This is a genomic window from Pseudomonas fitomaticsae (assembly GCF_021018765.1).
Lineage (GTDB): Bacteria > Pseudomonadota > Gammaproteobacteria > Pseudomonadales > Pseudomonadaceae > Aquipseudomonas > Aquipseudomonas fitomaticsae.
In genome coordinates this window covers 3,726,022-3,747,656 of record NZ_CP075567.1, presented here as the reverse complement: position 1 = coordinate 3,747,656, position 21,635 = coordinate 3,726,022, and the positions used below count along the sequence as shown (strand labels likewise).

Annotated in this window: 10 protein-coding genes; 7 read left to right on the top strand and 3 right to left on the bottom strand. The window is 63.1% G+C overall.

Annotation, left to right across the window (positions count from 1 at the left end; genetic code table 11):
- Nucleotides 1–213: 213 nt before the first annotated feature.
- Both KJY40_RS16670 and KJY40_RS16665 read left to right on the top strand, forming a co-directional pair.
- On the top strand, nucleotides 214–1,323 hold the full coding sequence (locus KJY40_RS16670) for a substrate-binding domain-containing protein (protein WP_230731261.1): 1,110 nt from the start codon (nucleotides 214–216) through the stop codon (nucleotides 1,321–1,323).
- A 198-nt stretch (nucleotides 1,324–1,521) separates the two neighbouring features.
- Nucleotides 1,522–14,022 carry a filamentous hemagglutinin family protein gene (locus KJY40_RS16665; protein ID WP_230731260.1) on the top strand — a complete coding sequence of 4,167 codons (12,501 nt, stop codon included), beginning with the start codon at nucleotides 1,522–1,524 and terminating at the stop codon, nucleotides 14,020–14,022.
- 48 nt (nucleotides 14,023–14,070) lie between these two features.
- Here KJY40_RS16665 and KJY40_RS16660 read toward each other — a convergent pair whose 3' ends face one another.
- From KJY40_RS16660 to KJY40_RS16650, 3 genes are all read right to left on the bottom strand, one after another.
- Nucleotides 14,071–14,298, bottom strand: coding sequence for a type II toxin-antitoxin system RelE/ParE family toxin (locus KJY40_RS16660; protein WP_230737711.1), 228 nt, complete (start codon nucleotides 14,296–14,298; stop codon nucleotides 14,071–14,073).
- Nucleotides 14,299–14,344: 46 nt separating this feature from the next.
- A complete protein-coding gene (gene relB, locus KJY40_RS16655; protein ID WP_230731259.1) occupies nucleotides 14,345–14,539 on the bottom strand; it encodes a type II toxin-antitoxin system RelB family antitoxin in 195 nt (64 codons plus the stop codon).
- A gap of 255 nt (nucleotides 14,540–14,794) precedes the next feature.
- Nucleotides 14,795–15,742: a SphA family protein gene (locus KJY40_RS16650; RefSeq protein WP_230731258.1), complete on the bottom strand. Its 948-nt coding sequence runs from the start codon at nucleotides 15,740–15,742 to the stop codon at nucleotides 14,795–14,797.
- A 211-nt stretch (nucleotides 15,743–15,953) separates the two neighbouring features.
- Between KJY40_RS16650 and KJY40_RS16645 the strand changes: the two genes are divergently transcribed.
- From KJY40_RS16645 to KJY40_RS16625, 5 genes are all read left to right on the top strand, one after another.
- Complete coding sequence (locus tag KJY40_RS16645; RefSeq protein WP_230731257.1) at nucleotides 15,954–16,988, top strand: AraC family transcriptional regulator; 1,035 nt, start codon at nucleotides 15,954–15,956, stop codon at nucleotides 16,986–16,988.
- Nucleotides 16,989–17,045: 57 nt separating this feature from the next.
- Complete coding sequence (locus tag KJY40_RS16640; protein WP_230731255.1) at nucleotides 17,046–17,933, top strand: Dyp-type peroxidase; 888 nt, start codon at nucleotides 17,046–17,048, stop codon at nucleotides 17,931–17,933.
- 9 nt (nucleotides 17,934–17,942) lie between these two features.
- A complete protein-coding gene (locus KJY40_RS16635; RefSeq protein WP_230731253.1) occupies nucleotides 17,943–18,911 on the top strand; it encodes a Gfo/Idh/MocA family protein in 969 nt (322 codons plus the stop codon).
- 222 nt (nucleotides 18,912–19,133) lie between these two features.
- On the top strand, nucleotides 19,134–19,880 hold the full coding sequence (locus KJY40_RS16630; RefSeq protein ID WP_230731252.1) for a GntR family transcriptional regulator: 747 nt from the start codon (nucleotides 19,134–19,136) through the stop codon (nucleotides 19,878–19,880).
- A 2-nt stretch (nucleotides 19,881–19,882) separates the two neighbouring features.
- Entirely contained in the window at nucleotides 19,883–21,613 is a 1,731-nt protein-coding gene (locus KJY40_RS16625; RefSeq protein ID WP_230731251.1) for a fumarate reductase/succinate dehydrogenase flavoprotein subunit, read from the top strand.
- The last annotated feature ends 22 nt before the right edge of the window (nucleotides 21,614–21,635 follow it).

Sequence of the window (21,635 nt, the reverse complement as noted above, 5' to 3'; positions counted from 1 at the left end):
CTCCGCACAACCCCCGGAACACCCGAGAAAATCCCTCGAAAATCAGCCTGCACCTCCCGAGGTTTTTTCCTTTATCTGTCACCGGAAACTGCGAATTTCTCAGTGCGACTTAACCACGGACCCCGCTTGCGAAGGTCGGCGGTGAGTCCTCCCAGTGTCATGCAAGCAATCCGAAAACCTGTGTTCCCAACCTCGTTGAAAAGGAGATTCTTCATGTTCAAGCGCACTCTGATCGCAGCTTCCCTGACTGTCGCTGCCCTGGCTTCCGCCCAGGCCATGGCTGCCAACGTTACCGGTGGTGGCGCGACTCTGCCTGCCGCTCTGTATAAAGGCTCGAGCAACAGCATCCTGCCAGCCAACTTCACCTACGCCGGCACCGGTAGCGGCACTGGCAAGACCGCTTTCCTGACCAACAACTCGGCTCTGTTCAGCGCCACCGGTTCGGTCCACTTCGCCGGTAGCGACTCGATCCTCAGCGCCTCGGAAATCAGCACCTACAACACCAACTTCGGTGCTTCGTACGGCCCGCTGATCCAACTGCCATCGGTCGCCACTTCGGTCGCCATCCCTTACAAAAAGGCCGGCCAGACCGCTCTGAACCTGACCAGCCAGCAGCTGTGCGACGTGTTCTCGGGTACTGCAACCACTTGGGGTCAACTGCTGGGCAACTCCGATGCCACCCCGGTTCGTGTGGTTTACCGCACCACTTCCAGCGGCACTTCGGAAATCCTCACCCGTCACCTGAACAACGTCTGCTCGACCAAGTTCTCGGTCAACTCGACCTTCGCCAACTCGCTGCTGCCAGCCGGCACCACATTGCCATCGAGCTTCGTCGGCGTTGCCAACACTGCTGACGTCGCTGTTGCGGTGAACGCGGTTGACGGTTCCATCGGTTACGTCGGTCCGGACGGCGTGAACGCCAGCAGCAACGCTGTGGTATCGCGCGTCAACGGCGTGCAGCCGACCCCGGGTAACGTGACCACCGCGCTGTCTTCGGTTGCACTGCCAACCACACCGTCGAACCCTGCCCAGTGGGCACCGGTTGTCGCCAACCCATCCAGCGGTTACCCGATCGCTGCCTACACCAACCTGATCTTCGGCCAGTGCTACAAGGATGCAACCGTGGCCGCTGACATCAAATCCTTCCTGACCACTCACTACAGCGTGCCGGGCAACGCTGCAGCGACCATCAGCCACGGCTTCAGCGTTGTTCCGACCAACTGGAAAAACGCCGTTACCGCCAACTTCATCACCAACACCAGCGGCAACAACCTGGACATCAACAACGCCAGCGTGTGCAACGCTATCGGTCGTCCTTTGTAAGCTTCGCGTTAACCCGCAACACGAATGGCAGCCCTACGGGGCTGCCATTTTTTTTGCTCGTCACGGATGGCCGGGGCGGGCAATTACACCTCAATCATGAAGTTTGTGTGACATCGGTTCGGTCGCGTCCCTCGCCAACCGCCTATGTCGTAACAGCAGGTTGTCGCCGACCTGCGGCAATCAAAAGGACTCGTAGTGATGCTTGCTCGCCCATCCCGTCGCCGTACCCGCGTTCAGTCGTTAAAACGTGATGCCATAGACCCGGCGCTGTGGCTGCTCAAGCCATTGGCCCAGGCCGTGGCGTTGTGTCTGGTGGCGGGCGGTGCGCAGGCGCAGACGGCGTTCAGTTCGAACTGGTTCGCCGCCAAGGGCGCTGCACAGCAAGCGGCGGCAGCCCGCCCGAGCAGCGGCGGGTTGCCGGGCATGACCCCGCCGCTGGCGCAGCAACAGCGGGCCAACCAGCAGTTACAGCGTTCGATACAGACCTTGAACAACACGGTCGCGGCGATTGCCGCACAACAAGCGGCGCAGGCGGCCGGTCGCGCAGCGGCGCTGGGTTCGGTGCAGGTGGTGCCGGACGGTCTGGGCGCCGGCGGTCTGCAAGTCGATAACAGCCTCGCGCAAGGCTGGCAGAACGCCAAAGGCCCGCAGCAGACCCAGGCCGACGGCAAGACCAATGTGCGCATCGAGCAGACCGCCGACAAGGCGATTCTCAACTGGGAAACCTTCAACGTCGGGCGCAACACCACTGTGGAATTCGCCCAGCAGGCCAATTGGGCGGTGCTCAACCGGGTCAATGATCCGGCTGCGCGTCCGAGCCAGATCCAGGGCCAGATCAAGGGCGCCGGCACGGTGATGCTGATCAACCGCAACGGCATCGTGTTCAGCGGCAGCAGCCAGGTCAACGTGCGCAACCTGGTGGCCGCCGCGGCGAACATCACCGACATTCAGTTCCGTGACCGGGGCCTGTATTTCGACAGCAGCGGCAGCCAGCCGACCTTCACCGACGCTGCCGGCAAGGTGCTGGTCGAGCGCGGCGCATCGATCCAGACCGCCGGCCCCGCGACGTCCACCGATGCCGGTGGCTACGCACTGTTGCTCGGCAGCGAAGTGCAGAACGACGGCAGCATCAGCACCGCCAAGGGCCAGACCGTGCTCGGTGCCGGTGACCGCTTCTACATCCGCAAAGGCTCGGGCACCGAGGGCAACGGCTTCTCCACGACCTTCGGCAGCGAAGTGATTCCCGGCTTCAACAGTGGCAGCAGTGCCGGCAAGGTCAGCAACAACGGCTTGATCCAGGCCGCCACCGGCGACATCACCCTGACCGGCCACGATGTCGTGCAGAACGGCGTGCTGCTGGCTAGTACTTCGGTGGCCACGCGCGGCACCATTCATCTGCTCAACCCGGCGACCGATACCAGCGGCAGTGTCACGCTGGGGCAGGGCAGTGCCACGGCGATCATGCTCGACAGCAGTGATCTGACCGCACTCGACAGCCAACAGAAAGCCGCGCTGACTGGCGTCAGCCCCAACAACAAGGTGCGCAGCGATCAGTCGCGCATCGAGATTCAGAGCGGTGGCAGTGTCGAGTTCCAGAACGGCTCGATCACCCTCGCCACCGGCGGCCAGGTGGCCGTGGCGGCAGGGCGACGCAGTCTGGTGCGCGACGGGGCGCTGATCGATGTGTCCGGGGCCATCGGCGTGAAAGTCGCGATGGAATCCAACAACATCAAAATCAACGTCCAGGGCAATGAGCAGCGCGACGCGTCGGTCAACCGCGAAAAAGGCGCGCTCAACAGCAATGACGTCTGGGTCGATGTGCGTGAGCTGGTGTATGTGCCGGCGGGCACCAACGGCTATGCGACGGATCGCTGGTACACCGCCGGTGGCTTGCTTGAGGTCGGCGGCTATCTCGGCACTCAGGGCCACGGCATCGGCGAGTGGATGGCCCAGGGGGGCGCGGTGAGTTTTGCCGGCAACGATGTGGTCACCGAGAAGGGTTCGTTGATCAATCTGTCTGGCGGCACGCTCGATGTGCAGAGCGGCGAGATCCGCCAGAGTTGGTTGCGTGGCGCCGACGGGCGCTTGTACGAAGTCTCGCGGGCACCGGGGGACATGCTCTACACCGGCCTGTACAAAGGCTATGAAGACAACAGCGAACGCTGGGGGCAGACCCGTTATTACTACAGCCCGTTGATTGCCCCGCGATCGCGCCGTGAGTCCGGCTATACCGTGGGTCGCGATGCCGGGCAACTGGTGATCGGCACGACCAATGCGGTGCTCGACGGGCAGTTGCTTGGCGAGGTGTATCAGGGCGAGCGCCAGACCCAGGCGCCGCGCGCGCCTCTGGACGGTTATGCACAGAGCCAGACTGCGCTGGCGCGTCGCGCGCAACTGATCGTCGGCAGCTATGACCCGGCGTATGTGGCGGCGGCCGGCGGCCTGTTGTACGGGCTGAACCCGTTGCTCGATCAGGTGCAGATCGGTGGCGAGCCGATGCTCGCCGGCGTTGACCGGGATCTGCTGACAGCCGTCTCAGACGCGCGCAAGGGCAAGCTGTTCCTCGACGCCGGACAACTCAACGGCTTCAGGCTCGGGGCGTTGAAGGTCGCGGCCAAGGATCGCATTACCCTGGACGCCGCGTTGCAGGTCGATGCCGGTGGCGAGATCACCCTGTACGGGCCGGATGTCCAGGTCAATGCCGACCTGAGTGCCCGTGGCGGCAGTATCCGCCTGGGCAACGTGCTCAATCAGTTGCAGACCAGCAGCGTTACCGACACCCGAATCACCCCGGCCGCTGGCCATCCGGAACGGGTCACCGTGGCCCATGGGGTGCAACTCGATACCCGCGGGCTGTGGAGCAATCAACGCACCAACCCCGACGACGCGGCCAGTCTGGCCTGGCTGGATGGCGGGTTGATTTCGATCCGCAGCAGCGGCGACATCGATATCCAGAGCGGCAGCCTGCTCGATGTGTCTTCCGGCGGGGCGATCCTGGCCAACGGCAAGACCCGTGGCGCCAAGGGCGGCAGTGTCACGCTGGAGTCGGCAGCCAACAGTGCCGCCGGCACTTCGCAACTCAATCTTGATGGCGAGTTGCGCGGCTACGGCGTGACGGGTGGCGGTACGTTGTTGGTGCAGGCCAGCAAAGTGATGATCGGCGAGGCTGATGAAGCGCTGGCGAAGTCGACGTTGCAACTGGCGCCGAGTCTTTTCAGTAAAGGCTTTTCGGCCTACAGCGTGATTGGCCTGAACGGCCTCGAAGTGGCCCGGGACACGCAGATCGATGTGACCACGCCGGTCTATCGTTTTACTGACGATGCAGCGAACCGGGTCAGTGGCGGTGATCCGCGCACCGCGCTGGAACTATGGAAACCGACGCTGTACCAGGAGAGCCCGACCAAAGCGCTGTTGACCCAACGTGCCGGCGCCAGCCTGTCGCTGCAGGCCGGTCCCACCCTCGTGGGGCTGATCGATCCGGGCAACGCCACACTGACCCTCGGCACGGGTTCGCGCCTGAGCGTGGATCCTGGGCAACGCATCAATTTGCGCGGGGCGGGGCAGATCACCGTTGACGGTACGCTGCAGGCCTGGGGCGGTACGATTGATATTCGCCAGCAGCAATTCGGCAACATTGACCCGGCCCAGAGCCAGCAGGAAGCGCCGATACAGGCGCACAACCGGTCAATCTGGATCGGTGAACACGCGGTGCTCGATGTAGCGGCGCGCGCCGCCACAGCGGTCGATGCCTTGGGAAGGGTGTACGGCCAGGTCGGCAAGGGCGGCAGCATCATCATCGGCGGTGAAATCGATTCCAGGAAAGCTACCGCGACTTCGGCCGACGCTTATGTGGTCGTACGCCAGGGTGCGCGCCTTGACGCCTCGGGCACCCAGGCGGTGCTGGACATTGCCGGGCAGGGGCCGACCACGGTTGCCACCGACGGCGGGCGGATTTCCCTGAGTTCCTACAACGGCCTGTTCATCGACGGCGACCTGCGCGCCGCAGCCGGTGGTGCCGGCGCCAGTGGCGGACGGCTGGACATCGCCCTGGAAACGCCGCTGTATCGCATCAATACCGCCAGCAACGAGGTCCGGCGGCCACGGGAAATCATCATCGGCCAGGGCGCCGGCAAGACCACCCTGGCGGCCGATCTTGCACCCGGTGAAGCCGCGCCCATGCTGACTTACGGCAGTGCCCGGCTGAGTGCCGATGCCTTGATGGCCGGCGGCTTCGATCATCTGGGCCTGCTGAGCAATGGCCTGATTTCGTTCGATGGCGACGTCAACCTGCATCTGAATCAGAGTCTGAGCCTGTACGCCGGTGCGATTTCCCTGGCCGAGGGTTCGAGCGGCAATGCGCGGATCAATCTGTCTGCACCTTACCTGCGGTTACTGGGGCCGGGCGCGTATTACGACTCCGTTGCCTTTATCCGGCCTCGGGTCATGAATGCGCCGACGCCCGACGTCTCGGCGGCGCAGTTCATCGCCAACGCCGACCTGCTGGACATTGGTAACAGCCTGTCGTTCGGCACCAAGGGCAATATCCGCCAGCTCAATGCGCCAGCCCTTGAGGTCGGTCGCCGCAGCTTTGCCGAGGTCACGCTGGCCAGTCAGGGCGACCTGCGGTTCATCGGCTCTTCCATGCAAACCTATGCCGATCTCTGGACGGCGGGTGACTTGAACCTCGGCGCCGCGCAGATTTATCCGGTGAGCGGGATCCAGGCCCGAGTGCGCGCCGGCTTCCAGCAGGAGACCGATCCTGGCGACGGCACCTTGCGCATTTTCGCTCAGGGTCGCGCGCCGGCGGCGTTGCCTTACTCGGTGTTCGGCGAGTTGATTCTCGCCGCCAGCCACATCGAACAAGGCGGGGTGGTGCGGGCACCGCTCGGCCTGATTACCCTGGGTGAAAGCAGCAAGTCGGTACAGACCCGCGAGGTTGCGTTGTTGCCCGGCAGTCTCACATCTGTCAGCGCCGCCGGACTGGTCATGCCTTACGGCGGCACGACTGACGGCATCGATTACCGCTATAACGGCAGCCCGGTGGTGTTGAAGGGCATCGTCGGCACCACGGCCGGGGTGACCGTGCAGTCGCAGTACCTGAATGTCGCGCAAGGCGCGGTGATTGACCTGTCGGGCGGGGGGGATCTGCGCGGCGCCGGTTTTGTCTCCGGACGTGGCGGCTCCACCGATGCCCGCTATAACCCGCTGGTGCGCAATGCCGCTGACGGCACGTTCAGCCTGCCGGGCCTGACGAGCAATCCGGTCTACGCAATCCTGCCGGGCAATCAGAGTGTCTATGCCCCGGTGGTGGCCGAGGCTGGCGCGGTCGATCCGCGCATCGGTCAGCAGGTCACGATCGGTGCGGGCGTGCCGGGTTTGCCGGCCGGCACCTATACCTTGCTGCCTTCGACATTCGCCTTGTTGCCCGGGGCGTTCCGGGTCGAGGTCAACGGCCAGGCGACGCCGGCGGCCATGGGTGGCGCGCTGCAAATGCGCAATGGTTCATGGGCCAGCAGCGGCCAGATGTCGATTGCCAATACCGGCGTGCGTGACAGTCTGCCGAGCGCGCTGACGCTGACGTCGGCGGATGTACTGCGTCGCTACTCGCAATACAACGAAACCAGCTACAGCCAGTTCATCACCAGTGACGCGGCGCGGCGTGGAATATCACGCGCACTGGCACCGATGGATGGCAAAACCCTGAGTCTGAATCTGGAGCATGGTGAAAAGCCTGCCATTGCTCTGGATTTCAACGGCCAGGTGTTGTTTCTGCCCGCCGAGGGCGGGGTTACGGGCACGGCCGTGGTACGCGATCCGTCCCTCGGCGTTCTCGAAGTGCTGGGCGCAGGCCATGAGCCGACGCCGGGTTTTCAAGGTGTCTCGCTGTATGCCGACAGCCTCAACCGTCTGAATGCCGGACGTCTGGCCATCGGCTCGGCGCCGAGCGTGGACTACGGCGCTGGCGGCAATATCGTGACCTTCGTCAATGGCGGCTCAAGCACCGACATCTTCTTGCGTGAAGGCGCGATCCTCTCGGCGCCGGAAGTCATGTTGCGCACTCAGAACACCCGCGGCGGCATTACCGTCGAGGCCGGGGCGGGGATTAATACCGTGGGGCGCGGCGATGTCTCGTTCGACTCCACCGACGGCTTTGTCTACCAGCCGGGGAAAGCCAGCCTGCTGCTGGTTTCCAATGGCTGGAACAGCGTGTTGGCGCCGGAGAAAGCCGTCGACTTGACCGGTGCCGGCAGTATCCATATCGGTACCTGCACGCTGGCGCCGTGCAGTAATCCGGCCATCCTGTATTCCAACGGCAGTATCAGCGCTGCCACCGACAACCACTTCGAACTTGATGAGGCGGTGCGTTTCGGCACCCGCCACCTGACCCTGGCGGTTGGTGCGGTTAACATCGGCAATACAGAGGCCCTGGCCGATGCGGCGGGACGCGTGCCGGTCGGTCTGACCCTCAGCCAGAACGTGCTCAACCGCTTGCTGCAGGGCGACACCCAGTTCGGGGCACCGGCTCTGGAGTCGCTGAACCTGACCGCTCGCGACTCGTTCAACTTCTTTGGCACCACCACGCTCGATACGCTGGACCCGCAAACCGGCCAGAGCAAACTGCAGAATCTGATCCTGACGACCCCGGCGATCTACGGCCAGGGCGGCAGCCAGGATGTAGCCACCTTGCGCACCGCCAATCTGACCTGGAACGGTGCCACTCAGGCGCCGGGAGCCGTGGTCAGCGGTGGCGCCGGCACCGGACAGGGAACCCTGCAGGTTGAAGCGCAGCGCATCGAGTTCGGCTACGGGCCGAATCCGCAGCCCAGCGGCCTGGATCAGAACGACCGTCTGGCGCTGGGCTTTGCCAACGTCAACCTCAGCGCCAGCGAGCGCATCACCGCCAATCACAAGGGCAGTCTTGCGGTATATCAGGAGCAAGGCGCATACGACCCGGTCAAGGGCTATGCCTACAGCGGCGGCAACCTCACGTTGCGCACGCCGTTGCTGACCGGTGAAGCGGCTTCGATCAACGTGCTCAAGGCGGGCAATAACCTGACCCTGACCGGCAGCGGTAAAGGCACGGCAGCCGATGCGCTGGGCGCGGAATTGACCCTGGATGCACGCAATGTCGTCCTCGACAGCCGGATTGCGCTGGCCAGCGGCAAACTGGTGGTCAAGGCCGAGAATGACCTGACCCTGAGCGGCAATGCACAGCTGGATCTGGCCGGACGTACCTTGCCATTCAACGACGTCAACAAATACAGCTGGGGCGGCGACGTGTCGCTCTTCAGCAACAGCGGCAATATCCGTCAGGCAGCCGGTTCGCGCATCGACCTGTCGGCGCAGAACAATCAGGCCGGCAATCTCAGCGCAGTGGCGCTGGCGGCGAACGCCGGGGTGGTCGATCTGCAGGGCCAGATCCTCGGCGCCAGCAGCGGTCATTACGACGCCGGAGGCACCTGGGTGCCGTACAAGGCCGGGGGGGTGGAGATCCGTGCGCAGCAGCTGGGCGGCGATCTGAATCAGCAGTTTGCCGCGCTCAACCAGCGCTTGAACGACGGCCAGGTGTCAGGCAGTCGCAGCTTCCAGTTCAAACAGGGCGATCTGCTGATCGGCGATGGCCTGCATGCCGGCGAGGTCAATGTCTCGCTGGACAATGGCCACCTGAGCGTGGCCGGCACTATCGATGCCAGTGGCGAGCGGGTCGGCAGCATTCGTCTGTCCGGCAAAAACGGTTTGACCCTGGGCGGCAGTTCGGTCCTCGATGCTCATGGTCGGGTGCTGCGGGTCGACAGCTACGGCAAGATCATCGATGCGCCGAACCGGGCGATGGTAGAGCTCGATTCCGGTGCCGGCGTGCTGACGCTGGCCTCCGGCGCGCGGATCGATTTGCGCCACGGCACCGATGCCGCGCTGGGCAATCTGCCCGGACAAAACGATGGTCGTGCACGGGGCACCCTCGAGCTGAACGCGCCGCGTCTGGGTGTCGGTGACATCGCGATTGATGCCAATGGCGCGCTGAGCATCCAAGGCGCTCGCTCCATTGGCCTCAACGCCGTGCGCCGCTACACGGATGCCCGCGACGGCGTTGATCCGGCAGCGAGCGGCCGCCCGTATCAGGTGATCGATCAGGCGCTGTTCGATCGGATTCATGGCGACAGCGACGCCTTCATCAACGCGGCACTGGGCAACAGTGACCTGCTGCAACGCAAACTGGCAGGGTTGAACAACGCGACCTACCGCGATGCCTTCCATCTGCGCCCGGGCGTGGAAATCGTCAGCAAGACCGCCGACGGCGACCTGCTGGTCGAAGGCGATATCGACCTGTCGCGCTATCGCTACGCGAGCCTCAACCCGCACACGCAAAGAACGGCGCTGTATGGCTCCGGTGAGTCGGCAGGTCTGGTGATGCGGGCCGGTGGCAACCTCGATATCTACGGCAGTATCAACGACGGTTTCGCGCCGCCGCCGGAAACCGTGGATGACGCCGGCTGGAAATTGCTGCCGGGCGTGCAGCCGTTCGGCGGCGATCTGATCGTGCCGGGCAGCGGCGTGACGCTGGCCGAGGGCACGCTGTTCCCGAGCGGCACCACCTTGAATTACGACTTGCCGATTCAGGCGGCCACCTTCGCCAGCGGCACACTGTTGCCGACCCAGGCGGTTCTGGCCGGTGCGTACACCTTGAATGCCGGCAGCGTATTGTCCGCCGCCATCCTCGATTCGGCGGGTAATTTGCTGTACGCGGCCGGCACTCTGCTCACACAGGACGTGACCTTGCCGATAGGCAGTCGCCTGGGCGCCGGCACCCGCTTGAACACGGCCACCGCGCTGCAGGCCATGAGCTGGCCCAAAGGCGTGCCGCTGCCGGGCACGCTCGGTGCGGATAACGTGCTTGTCGGGGTCAAATTGAGCGGTGCGCTGGCGTTGCTGCGTGGCTCGCTGATTCCGTCGATGACCGATGTGGTGCTGGCTGACGGTACGGCTTTCATTGAACTGCGCGGTTACACCAACACCACTCAGCAGGGTCGTAACTGGGCCGTGGCGAGCATGTTGCCGGCGGGCAGTACGTCGTGGTCGATGCGCCTGGTAGCTGGCTCCGACCTGGATGCCGCCGACAGCCGCGCACTGAAACCGCTGACCAGTGACGGCAACCTGCGTCTGGCCGATACCCACTACGGCTTGAAAGTGACCGAGAAAAAACTCGACACGACCTGGGTCGACGGCAACCCGATGGGTTATCCGGAAGGCACGGTGGTCAGCGATGATGAACTGTATTTGTGTGACGTGTTCCCCGGCGCCTGCCTGGCGCCGGCCAAATTTCTCTGGGTTGAGGGCAACATTGCCGGGATGCCGGCGGGCACACCGGTGGCCGAGGGCGACCTGTGGTGGTGTGATGCGGATCCGTTTTCCTGCGCACCGAACAAGGGCGGCATCAGCACCACGACTCACTCGCAGATGTTCAGCGTGTTGCGCACCGGCACCGGCGATCTCGACCTGTTGGCAGCCGGCAACCTGAGCATGGACTCGCCGTTCGGGGTTTACACCGCCGGCACTCAATCGAGCGACGTCGATCCGCGCTACAACTTGCGCCGTGGCACCTTGACCGACAACGGTTCGGTGCTGGGGAGCCAGGGCGCCGATTATGAAAAATGGGTCAACGGCGGTAGCGACAGCCTGTATCAGGCCTGGTATCCGCAGGGTGGCGGCAACCTGACGATCAATGCCGGCGGCTCGGTGTCCGGTGACGCCGTGGGCCGTCGTAGCCTCAACCCCCTGGCCAAGCTGCGCGAGCAGGTTGCCAGCGTCTCGGTGGGCAACTGGCTCTGGCGCCAGGGCACCGGCAACAACGATGTGCCGACAGCCTGGTGGATCAACTTTGGCAGCTATGCGACCCAACCCCTACCGGATCAGGGTACCGATAGCGGCCCTTATCTGGTCGGCTTCACGGGTTTTGGTGCGCTGGGTGGCGGCAACGTCAGCCTGCGCGCCGGCGGCGACGGCGGCATGCTCCGGCCGTTGGGCGATACCGGGTTGAATCCGCGCAGCCAAGGCTTGATCGTTGCGGTCGGCAGCACCGGACGGGTCGGCAGCGACGGCAGCCTGCAATTGACCGGTGGCGGCGATATGGATATCCGCATCGGCGGCACGCTCAACCCGTCGCGGCAAGCAAGCACAGGGCAGAACGGCAATGGCTCACCGAACCATGACTTGCAGGGCGCCTTGATCAACCTGCGTGGCGCGGCGCAGTTGTCAGGCGGGGCGCTCGGCGCGATCAACCTGCAATACGGTGCGGCACCGGCGTTGCAGGATGCGCGCGAAACCCGGGCATTCGACCCGTTCACCTCGACCTTGGGCGTTGCTACCGGTGGTCTGGTATTGATCCCCGGTGACTCGGGCATGCGCCTGAGCACCCGTGGCGATCTGGTGCTCGGTGGCGCGGCGGACCCGGGGCGCGTACGTCTGCAAAACAGCACGCCGTTCACCGATGCCGCCGGCGTCGTGCATGGCGGAGGCGGGCTGACGGGCTTCTCGCTGTGGACCGATCACACCGCCATCGATCTGTTTTCAGCCGGGGGCAATCTGACTCCAAGCACCCAATTGGCCGAGACCGGCACCCAGGGGCCGTTGACGAATCGCAACAGCTCGCCGAGCGATCTGCGCTTTGTCTACCCGTCGATCTTGCGCGCCGTGGCCGCTCAGGGTTCGATCTATGCCGGCACGTCAGCGGTGTCTGTCTCCAGCGCGTTTCCTGCTGCACCGGCTTATTCGCTGGTGCTGGCACCTTCAGCCGCCGGCCAACTGGAAATGCTCGCCGGCGACTCGATCTACGCCGGCGGTTATGCCATCGATCAGTCCGGCGCCAGCCGGGCGGCCATCGCCACGCCGTTCGCGCCGGCGTTCAGCGGCTATGCGCAGTACGGCAGCAGCAAGCCGCTCCTGAGCAATTACAGCGTTGATGGTGTGGCACCGAGTCAGAACCTGCGTTATCCGTTGTTTGCGTTCGGCGCCGACACGTATTCGGGCACCAGCGGTGTGCAGGCGCCGGCACGTTTCTACGCCTTGACCGGTGATCTGGTCGGCGTGCGCAGCGGTGAAACCTTGCGCTTCAGCAACTCACTGCGCACCTGGTATGTCGCGGCTGCGCCAGTGTGGATGCTGGCCGGGCGCGATATCGTCGCGGCCGGCACCGACCTCGGCAAACCGACTGCTGCGCCGTCGGATCTGGGCGGGAACGGCGAAACCATTGCTTCCTCGGGCAACCTGTTCGTCCACAACGATGAGCGTGATGTGTCGCGGGTTTCGGCGGGGCGCGACATTCTCTACAGCAGCTTCGACGTTGCCGGCCCCGGCCTGCTGGACATCAATGCCGGGCGCAATATCCTCATGGAAGATCGTGCGGGCATCACCAGCCTGGGGCCGATTGCGCAGAGCGACAGTCGGCCCGGTGCCAGCATCGTGTTGCAGGCCGGCATCGGTGCACAAGGTGCGGATTACGGTCGTTTCATCGCCCGCTATCTGAGCCGGGACAATCTCGCTGACGCGAACCTGTCCCTCGCCGCGCAGCCAGGCAAAGTGGTTAAAACCTACCTCGACGAATTGCAGAGCTGGCTGACCCTCGGCTACGGCTTCAACGGCAATGCGGAACAGGCGAAGGCCTTCTTCGCCGCGTTGCCGAGTGCCGAGCAGGCGATCTTCGCCCGTCAGGTGTACTTCGCCGAACTGCGTGCCGGTGGCCTGGAGTACAACCAGGTTGGCGGCCCGCGCAAAGGCAGTTACCTGCGCGGTCGCAACGCCATCGCTTCGCTGTTCCCGACCACCGATGTGGCCGGCAACCCGGTCCGTTATGACGGCGATATCACGATGTACGGTGGAGCAGGGGTCAAGACCCTGTTCGGCGGCGACATCCAGATGCTCACGCCGGGCGGCGCTCAGGTGTTCGGCATCGAAGGCGCGGCGCCGCCCTCCACGGCGGGGATCATCACCCAGGGTTCGGGCAATATTCAGCTCTACTCCGAGGGCAGCATTCTGCTGGGGCAGAGCCGGATCATGACCACGTTTGGTGGCTCGATTCTCGGCTGGTCCGCCACGGGCGATATCAACGCCGGTCGCGGTTCGAAAACCACCGTGGTCTACACCCCGCCGAAACGCGTGTACGACACCTGGGGCAACGTGACCCTGTCGCCATCGGTGCCAAGCACCGGTGCCGGTATCGCCACGCTCAACCCGATTGCCGAAGTGGCTCCGGGCGACATCGACCTGATCGCGCCGCTGGGCACCATCGATGCGGGCGAGGCGGGGATTCGCGTCTCGGGCAACGTCAACATCGCCGCGCTGACGGTGGTCAACGCCGCCAACATCTCGGTGCAGGGCAAGGCGACCGGCGTGCCGGTGGTCTCGGCGGTCAACACCGGCGCCATCACCTCGGCCAGCTCCGCTGCGTCGTCGGCGACCCAGGCGGCCGAAGACGTCGCCCGTCAGCAACAGGCCGCCTCGCGCCAGAACCAGGCCTCGGTGTTCACCGTGCAGGTGCTGAGCTTCGGCAACGAACAACTGGCCCCGACCCGCGACGGCGCCAGCCGCGCACCAACACCCGGCTACAACCCCAACAGCCCGGTGCAGGTGCTGGGCGCCGGGGCGCTGGATGAACAGGCGAAACAGCAGCTGACCGAAGAGGAGCGGGGACAGCTGACGTTGTAAAGGACTCTCGTGTAGTACGCTTCGGGCGGCCAATTGGCCGCCCTTTTTTTATGTTGATGAGGTTCGTGGGTATTGTCGTCGGGTGTGGACTAACGTCAGTATTTTGATGCGCCCGTTCACTCGATAGACCAGCAGATAGTTCGGATTGACCACCATTTCCCGAGTGCCTGGCACTCGACCGGACCGGTAACCATAAGGAATTGATGAAAGCCTTTGCGTTGCTGCACCAACCTTGTGCTGCAGAGCCGTTGAAGCGTTTGAGTTGTATTGTTCAATGTAATCGATAATGTCAGCCAGATCGTCCAGAGCTTGTTCGCTCCATTCAAGCGACAGCGCGTCGATTCTTGCGTCTCTCTTCTAATAGTTGGTCGAGCCGCATCATGGCTTCTTCATGGGGAATGCCCGGACTAGGATCATCCAGTGCCTCCTGCACCTTGGCACGAAACCAGCGATCGTAGCTCTCTGCCTCTTCTTCGGAGTCGAAGTCAGAGTAAAACGGGGAATGCAATATGCTCATAGTGATCTCCGTGATCAATTTCAGCAGTCTAAGGGGGGAGTGGCCCGTTGTCGTCACTGGCAGACGATGCACCCCATGAGCCCTTTAGGAACCATGGGGTAACGGCGCCCAGTATCTGCAAGTCACCCCTTTGAAATCTGCCGGACGTTTCCCTCCGTTGTCCGGCAATCTCGACCGCCGCTGTAGGCCTATTCCTCCCCTCTGTTTTTCAGGTTTTCAGCCTACAAATCCACGCGCGCCTTCCTACAAATGCACTCAGAACGCATACGGAATACTCACCTTCGCCCACAACATTTCCCCCTCCGGCCGGTTCTCCACGTCGAACTCCTTGGCCCAGCGGATCTCGGCGCTGGCGTACTTGAGGAAGGTGAAGTGCAGCGCCGGGCCGATGGCGAAGACCTTGCCGCGCACGCCGTCGTTCACGTCTTCGCCGGCGAATTGCACGGTGTGGCCGAACTGTTTGTCGTCGGTGGTCTGCTTGAGGTAGTAGCCGTTGATACCGAGCATCAGGTCGTCGGTGATCTTGTAGCTGGCCGAGTAATCGAAGTGGAAGATCTGGCCGGACTTGTAGTCGGTGTCCTTGTTCTTCTCGTTGAAGCTGTAGGTGGTTTTCATCGACACCTCGGTGCGCTCGGTCGGCAGCCAGGTGAAGGAGAACAGCGGTTTGTAGGTGTAGAAGTTGTTGCTGGTGTTGGCCAGCCGGTCGACGCTGTATTCGCCGGTGGGCACGGTGATTTCCACGGCGGCGCCGAGGGTCAGGTCCTTGCCCATGTCCCACAGGATGATCGGCGCGATGGTGGTATCGCCCATGCCTTCGCGGGTGTCGCTCAGACCGAACACCGAGACTTCCTGCTTGAGCCACGGCTGGGCGATGTAACCGGCCAGGCGGCCGCCGAAGATCCGCACCGGGCTCAGATAGTCGATACGCGGGATGACCGCCGTGGATTCGATCTCGACATTCGGCACCTTGCCGCCCAACGAACTGATGTTGAGCTTTTGCGCCTTGTAGTGGTTGTAGTAGAGATTGAAGGCGACCATGTTCTCCGGAAGGCTGTCGACTTCCAGCGGCAGCATGAAGAAGCCATCGGTGCCGGGGCCGATGTTGTCGACGCCGGCTTCGGTGGCCAGCGCCGGCAGGGTCGCGGCGCAGCCGAGCAGGCTCAGCGCCAGTCGCACAGGGAATGTCGCGCGGTTCGGGGTCATATCCGTCCTCATTATTATTGTGTTTGGGCGCAACGCCGGCACGCAGGACGTCCGGCCACTATAGAAATAAGCCCTTGGCGCACGCCGGGGCAGGGTATTGGCGGACACGGAAGGGGGCTTCTGCGGACAGTCCGTCAACCCTGTGCTAACTTTCTTCGACATAACCGGTAACAAAAATAACAATTCAGCGTGATCCGGAATGTCAGCCTCCATGAACGTAAAAGTCCAAGACCCCACCTTCGAACTGGCGCTGGTGTCGCCGTTTTTGCTGCAAACCCTGGCCGAAGTCGCCGCCAACAAGGGGATCGAGCCGCAGAGCCTGTGCCGTGGCCTGGGCTTTGATTTCGAAGACTTGCAGGATCCGGCGCAGCGGATTTCCTACCGCCAGGCCGTGGCCATGATCCAGCGTGCGCTTAAAGCTTTGCCCAATCAGGGGCTCGGCCTGTGGGTCGGTGCGCAGAACGTGCTAGGTACGCTGGGGCTGCTCGGCCACGTGCTGTCGCTGTGCAAGACCTTGCGCGATGCGTTCGAGATCGGGGTTCGGCATCAGCACACTTCAGGCGGGATTGTCGTTTCCAGCGTCGATGTGGTGGGCGACCAGGTGTACGTCGACGTTGAATGCCGGCTGCCGTTTGCCGAGGTGCAGGTGTTTGCCGTTGAAGAGTTTTTCGCCAGCCTGCTGGTCTATGGCCGGGCGCTGGTGGGCGAGACGTTCAAGCCGATTGCCGTGGAGTTCATGCACGCCGCCCCGGATTACGTCGATGAATACCGGCGTCTGCTGGGGCCGGACGTGCGCTTTGGGTGTTTGCACAATCGGATGCTGATCGACGTGCAATGGCTGGAGGTGAACCTGCCCAATCACCATTCGCTGGCGCTGCGTCAGGCGGTCAAGTTGCTGGAGCTGGAGGCGGCGCAGGTTCACCAGAAACTCGATCTGATCCAGGCCGTGGAGCGGGCGATTGCCCGGGACCTGAGCCGGGGCAGCCATATTGAAAAGATTGCTGGCGACCTGAACATGAGCAGCCGTACTTTACGACGGCGCCTGACCGAACATTCACTGACTTTCGAAGCGCTGTTGGAGCAAGTGCGCCAGGCACGCACCATGAGTTTGCTGGCCAATCCGGACATGCCGATCGAGCGGATTACCGAGGAAGTCGGCTACAGCGACGTGCGCAGCTTTCGTCGGGCGTTCAAGCGTTGGACGGGGAAGAGCCCGAGTACGTGGCGCAGCGAGTGCGTCATCTGATCCCACACAAATCCTCCGGCTACAGTTAAACTCCGCGCTCTTTCCCAAGGAGTTCACATGAGTTACTACCAGCCGGGCATCCTCGCCACCCCAGTTCCGCCGCAAGCACGTCATCTGTTTTTCGCCCTCGAGTCGGTTGAAGCGCTGCCGCAGGCGATCGACAACCTGCTGAACCTGGTGGACGGCAAGTCGGCGGTGGTCGGTTTCGGTGAATCCCTGGCCAAGGCCCTGAATGTGAACATCGACGGCCTGCGCAGCTTCCCGGCGCTGACCGGGGTTGGCGTGGAAAACCCGTCAACCCAGCACGCCCTGTGGGTCTGGCTGCACGGCGTCGACCGTGGTGATCTGCTCAACCGCAGCACCGCGCTTGAGGCCGCACTGGCCCCGGCGCTGCGTCTGGTGCAGATGCAGGAAGCCTTCCGCCACAAGGACGGCCATGACCTCACCGGTTATGAAGACGGCACCGAAAACCCGCACGACGAAGCCGCCATCGCTGCCGCACTGCAAAGCGAGGGCGCCGAAGGCCTGATCGGTGGCAGTTTCGCCGCGATCCAGCAATGGCAGCACGACCTCAAGGGGTTCCATGCACTGTCCGCCGAAGACAAGGACAGCATCATGGGCCGTCGCCTGAGCGACAACGAAGAGATCGACGATGCGCCGGTGTCCGCCCACGTCAAACGCACCGCCCAGGAAAGCTTTGCTCCGGAAGCGTTCGTCGTGCGCCGTTCGATGCCGTGGATCGAAGGCGACCGCGCCGGCCTGATGTTCCTGGCGTTCGGTTTCTCCCTCGACGCCTTCGAAGCACAACTGCGCCGCATGAGCGGTCTGGAAGACGGCATCACTGACGGTCTGTACCGCATCAGCCGGCCGATCACCGGCGGCTACTACTGGTGCCCGCCGCTGCAAAACGGCCACCTCGATCTGCGCGTACTGCGCATCGGCTGAGGCACAAGAATGAACTTGGTGCGTTGGGGCATGATCGGTTGCGGCAGCGTCGCTGAACGCAAGAGCGGGCCGGCCTTCTACAAGGCGCCCGGCTCGGCGTTGGTGGCGGTGATGGGGCGACGCCTCGAAGCCGTGACCGATTACGCCGTGCGCCACGGCATCGCCCGGACTTACACCGAAGTCGATGCGCTGATCAACGACCCCGAGGTGGACGCGGTGTACATCGCTACGCCCCCCGACAGTCACCACGCCTACAGCCTGAAAGTCGCCGCCGCCGGCAAGCATTGCTGCGTGGAAAAACCCATGGCCCTCAATGCCGGGCAAAGCCGCGAGATGCAGCAGATATTTGCCGAGGCCGGTTTGCACCTGTTCGTCTCCTATTACCGCCGTTCGTTGCCGCGTTTCCAGCAGGTTCGGCAATGGCTGGAGGAGGGCCGCATCGGTGAAGTGCGGCACCTGAGCTGGATGCTGACCAAGGCGCCGTCACCCAAGGATCTGGACGGCAGCGCAAACTGGCGCACCGATCCGGCGGTGGCCGGTGGCGGGTATTTCGCGGATCTGGCCAGCCATGGTTTTGATCTGTTCCAGTACCTGCTCGGTGACATCGTCGAGGTCGCCGGCTTCACCGCGCGTCAGGCCGGGTTATATGCGGCGGAGGATGCGGTCAGCGCCAGTTGGCGATTCGCCTCGGGCGCACTGGGCATGGGTTGTTGGAGCTTTGTTGCGGACCGGCGCGAGGATCGGGTCGAGATCATCGGCAGCCAAGGGCGGATCGGTTTTTCGGTGTTCGACGAGCACCCGGTCGAGCTGCACGCCGATGAACACATCAGCCTGGAAATCCCCCATCACGAACACATCCAGTGGCATCACGTACTGGGCATGAACGCGCAGATTCGCGGTGAGTCCCGTCACCCGGTAATCGCCGCCGAAGCCCTGAAGACCGATTGGGTCATGGATCAGATCCTCAAGCGCTACTGATTCGCTGGTCGCACTCAATACCAATGTGGGAGCGGGCTTGCTCGCGAATGCGTCGTATCAGGCAATATTTTCGGTTACTGACACTCCGATTTCGCGAGCAAGCCCGCTCCCACATTAGGAAATTGCGCCACCTGTCTAACCTTATGCTCATTCGGTATTTCTCAAGCTTGTCATAACGTCTCTAAGATCACGTCATAACTCGTTATAACAAGTGATCCCGTGATGACCGATAACGTTCTCTCCCTGGGCAGTGTCCCGCTGCACACCCAGCTGCGCGATGTGCTGCGCGCCCGCATCCTCGACGGCGAATACCCGCAAGACAGCCAGATGCCGTCCGAAAGCGAGCTCGGCACGCTGTTCAAGGTCAGCCGCATCACCGTGCGCCAGGCCCTGGGCGATCTGCAGAAAGAAGGGCTGATCTTCAAGATCCACGGCAAAGGCACCTTCGTCGCCAAACCCAAGACCTTTCAAAACGTCAGCACCCTGCAAGGCCTCGCCGAGTCCATGACCGGCCGCGGCTACGAGGTGATCAACCGCCTGCGCAGCTTCAAATTCATCGCTGCCGACAAACTGGTCGCCGAGCGCTTGCAGGTCGCCGAAGGCGAAATCGTCGCCCAGATCAAACGCGTACGGCTGATCAACCGCGAGCCGATCTCGCTGGAAATCACCTACCTGTCCAAAGCCGTCGGCGAGCGGCTGGAGAAGGCTGATCTGGTCACCCGTGACATCTTCCTGATCCTCGAAAACGACTGCGGCATTGCCCTCGGCCATGCGGATCTGGCCATCGACGCGGTGCTGGCCGACAGCGACCTGACCCAGGCGCTGAACGTCGAGGCCGGCTCGCCGATCATGCGCATCGAGCGTCTGACCCACGATGCCAACGGCCAGCCGCTGGACTTCGAACACCTTTACTACCGTGGCGATGCGTTCCAGTACCGCCTGCGGATCGACCGGCAAAAAGGGGCCTGAACATGACCCGCAATACTCTCGAACAGGAATACGACATCGTCGTGATCGGCGGCGGCACCGCTGGCCCGATGGCGGCGATCAAGGCCAAGGAAAAGAACAAGGAGCTGCGCGTGCTGCTGGTCGACAAGGCCAACGTCAAGCGCAGCGGCGCGATCAGCATGGGCATGGACGGCCTGAACAACGCGATCATTCCCGGCCACTCGACGCCCGAGCAGTACACCAAGGAAATCACCATCGCCAACGACGGCATCGTCAATCAGGCGGCGGTCTATGCCTACGCCACCCACAGCTTTGAAACCATCGAACAGCTCGACCGCTGGGGCGTGAAGTTCGAGAAGGACGAAACCGGCGATTACGCGGTGAAGAAAGTCCACCACATGGGCGCCTACGTGTTGCCGATGCCGGAAGGGCACGACATCAAGAAAGTCCTGTATCGCCAGTTGAAGCGCGCGCGGGTGAGCATCACCAACCGACTGGTCTGCACCCGTTTGCTGACCGACGAGGAGGGCGCCGTCAACGGTGTGATGGGGTTCGACTGCCGCACCGCCGACTTCCATGTGATCAAGGCCAAGGCAGTGATCCTCGCCTGCGGCGCGGCTGGGCGACTCGGTCTGCCGTCCTCGGGTTACCTGATGGGCACCTACGAAAACCCGACCAACGCCGGCGACGGTTACGCGATGGCGTATCACGCCGGGGCCGAACTGGCGAACCTCGAGTGTTTCCAGATCAACCCGCTGATCAAGGACTACAACGGCCCGGCCTGCGCCTACGTCACCGGCCCGCTGGGCGGTTATACCGCCAACAACAAGGGCGAACGCTTCATCGAGTGCGATTACTGGAGCGGGCAGATGATGTGGGAGTTTCACCAGGAACTTGAGAGCGGCAACGGCCCGGTGTTCCTCAAACTCGACCACCTGGCCGAGGAAACCATCCAGAACATCGAGGAAATCCTCCACAGCAACGAACGCCCGAGTCGCGGTCAGTTTCACGCCAATCGCGGCACCGACTACCGCACGCAGATGGTCGAGATGCACATCTCGGAAATCGGTTTTTGCAGTGGCCACTCGGCGTCCGGCGTGTGGGTCAACGAGCGCGCCGAAACGTCGGTGAAGGGGTTGTACTCGGCCGGTGACATGGCCGCCGTGCCGCATAACTACATGCTCGGCGCGTTCACCTACGGCTGGTTCGCGGGTAACAACGCGGCGGAGTTTGTTGCCGGGCGCGAGTTTTCGGCGCTGGATGCCGAGCAGATCGAAAAGGAAAAGGCCCGGGTCTACGCACCGCTGGATCGCGAACACGGACTGCCGCCGGCGCAGGTCGAGTACAAGCTGCGGCGCTTCGTCAACGACTACCTGCAACCGCCGAAAGTGACCAGGAAAATGGAAATCGGCCTGCAACGCTTCAGCGACATCGAACGCGATCTCGACGAGATGAAGGCCAACAACGCCCACGAACTGATGCGCGCGATGGAAACCAGCGTAATCCGAGATTGCGCCGAAATGGCCGCCCGTGCCTCGCTGTTCCGCGCCGAAAGCCGCTGGGGCCTGTACCACTATCGCGTCGATCACCCGCAACGGGACGACCGTGAATGGTTCTGCCATTGCCACCTGAAGAAGGGCGAGGACGGACGCATGACCAGTTTCAAGAAAGCCGTCGAGCCTTACATCATCCCGCTCGATGCCGAGGAAATGCAGGCTTACGACCGCCTTCGGGTTGGCGCTTTCGCCGCTTGAGGCATCACTAGAGAGAGTCCGG

Excerpts from the sequence above, each read along its gene's own strand:
- KJY40_RS16625 (WP_230731251.1), top strand. The coding sequence starts at position 19,883 with ATGACCCGCAATACTCTCGAACAGGAATACGACATCGTCGTGATCGGC.
- KJY40_RS16650 (WP_230731258.1), bottom strand. The coding sequence starts at position 15,742 with ATGACCCCGAACCGCGCGACATTCCCTGTGCGACTGGCGCTGAGCCTG.
- KJY40_RS16640 (WP_230731255.1), top strand. The coding sequence starts at position 17,046 with ATGAGTTACTACCAGCCGGGCATCCTCGCCACCCCAGTTCCGCCGCAA.
- KJY40_RS16630 (WP_230731252.1), top strand. The coding sequence starts at position 19,134 with ATGACCGATAACGTTCTCTCCCTGGGCAGTGTCCCGCTGCACACCCAG.
- KJY40_RS16670 (WP_230731261.1), top strand. The coding sequence starts at position 214 with ATGTTCAAGCGCACTCTGATCGCAGCTTCCCTGACTGTCGCTGCCCTG.
- KJY40_RS16665 (WP_230731260.1), top strand. The coding sequence starts at position 1,522 with ATGCTTGCTCGCCCATCCCGTCGCCGTACCCGCGTTCAGTCGTTAAAA.
- KJY40_RS16645 (WP_230731257.1), top strand. The coding sequence starts at position 15,954 with ATGAACGTAAAAGTCCAAGACCCCACCTTCGAACTGGCGCTGGTGTCG.
- relB (WP_230731259.1), bottom strand. The coding sequence starts at position 14,539 with ATGAGCATATTGCATTCCCCGTTTTACTCTGACTTCGACTCCGAAGAA.
- KJY40_RS16635 (WP_230731253.1), top strand. The coding sequence starts at position 17,943 with ATGAACTTGGTGCGTTGGGGCATGATCGGTTGCGGCAGCGTCGCTGAA.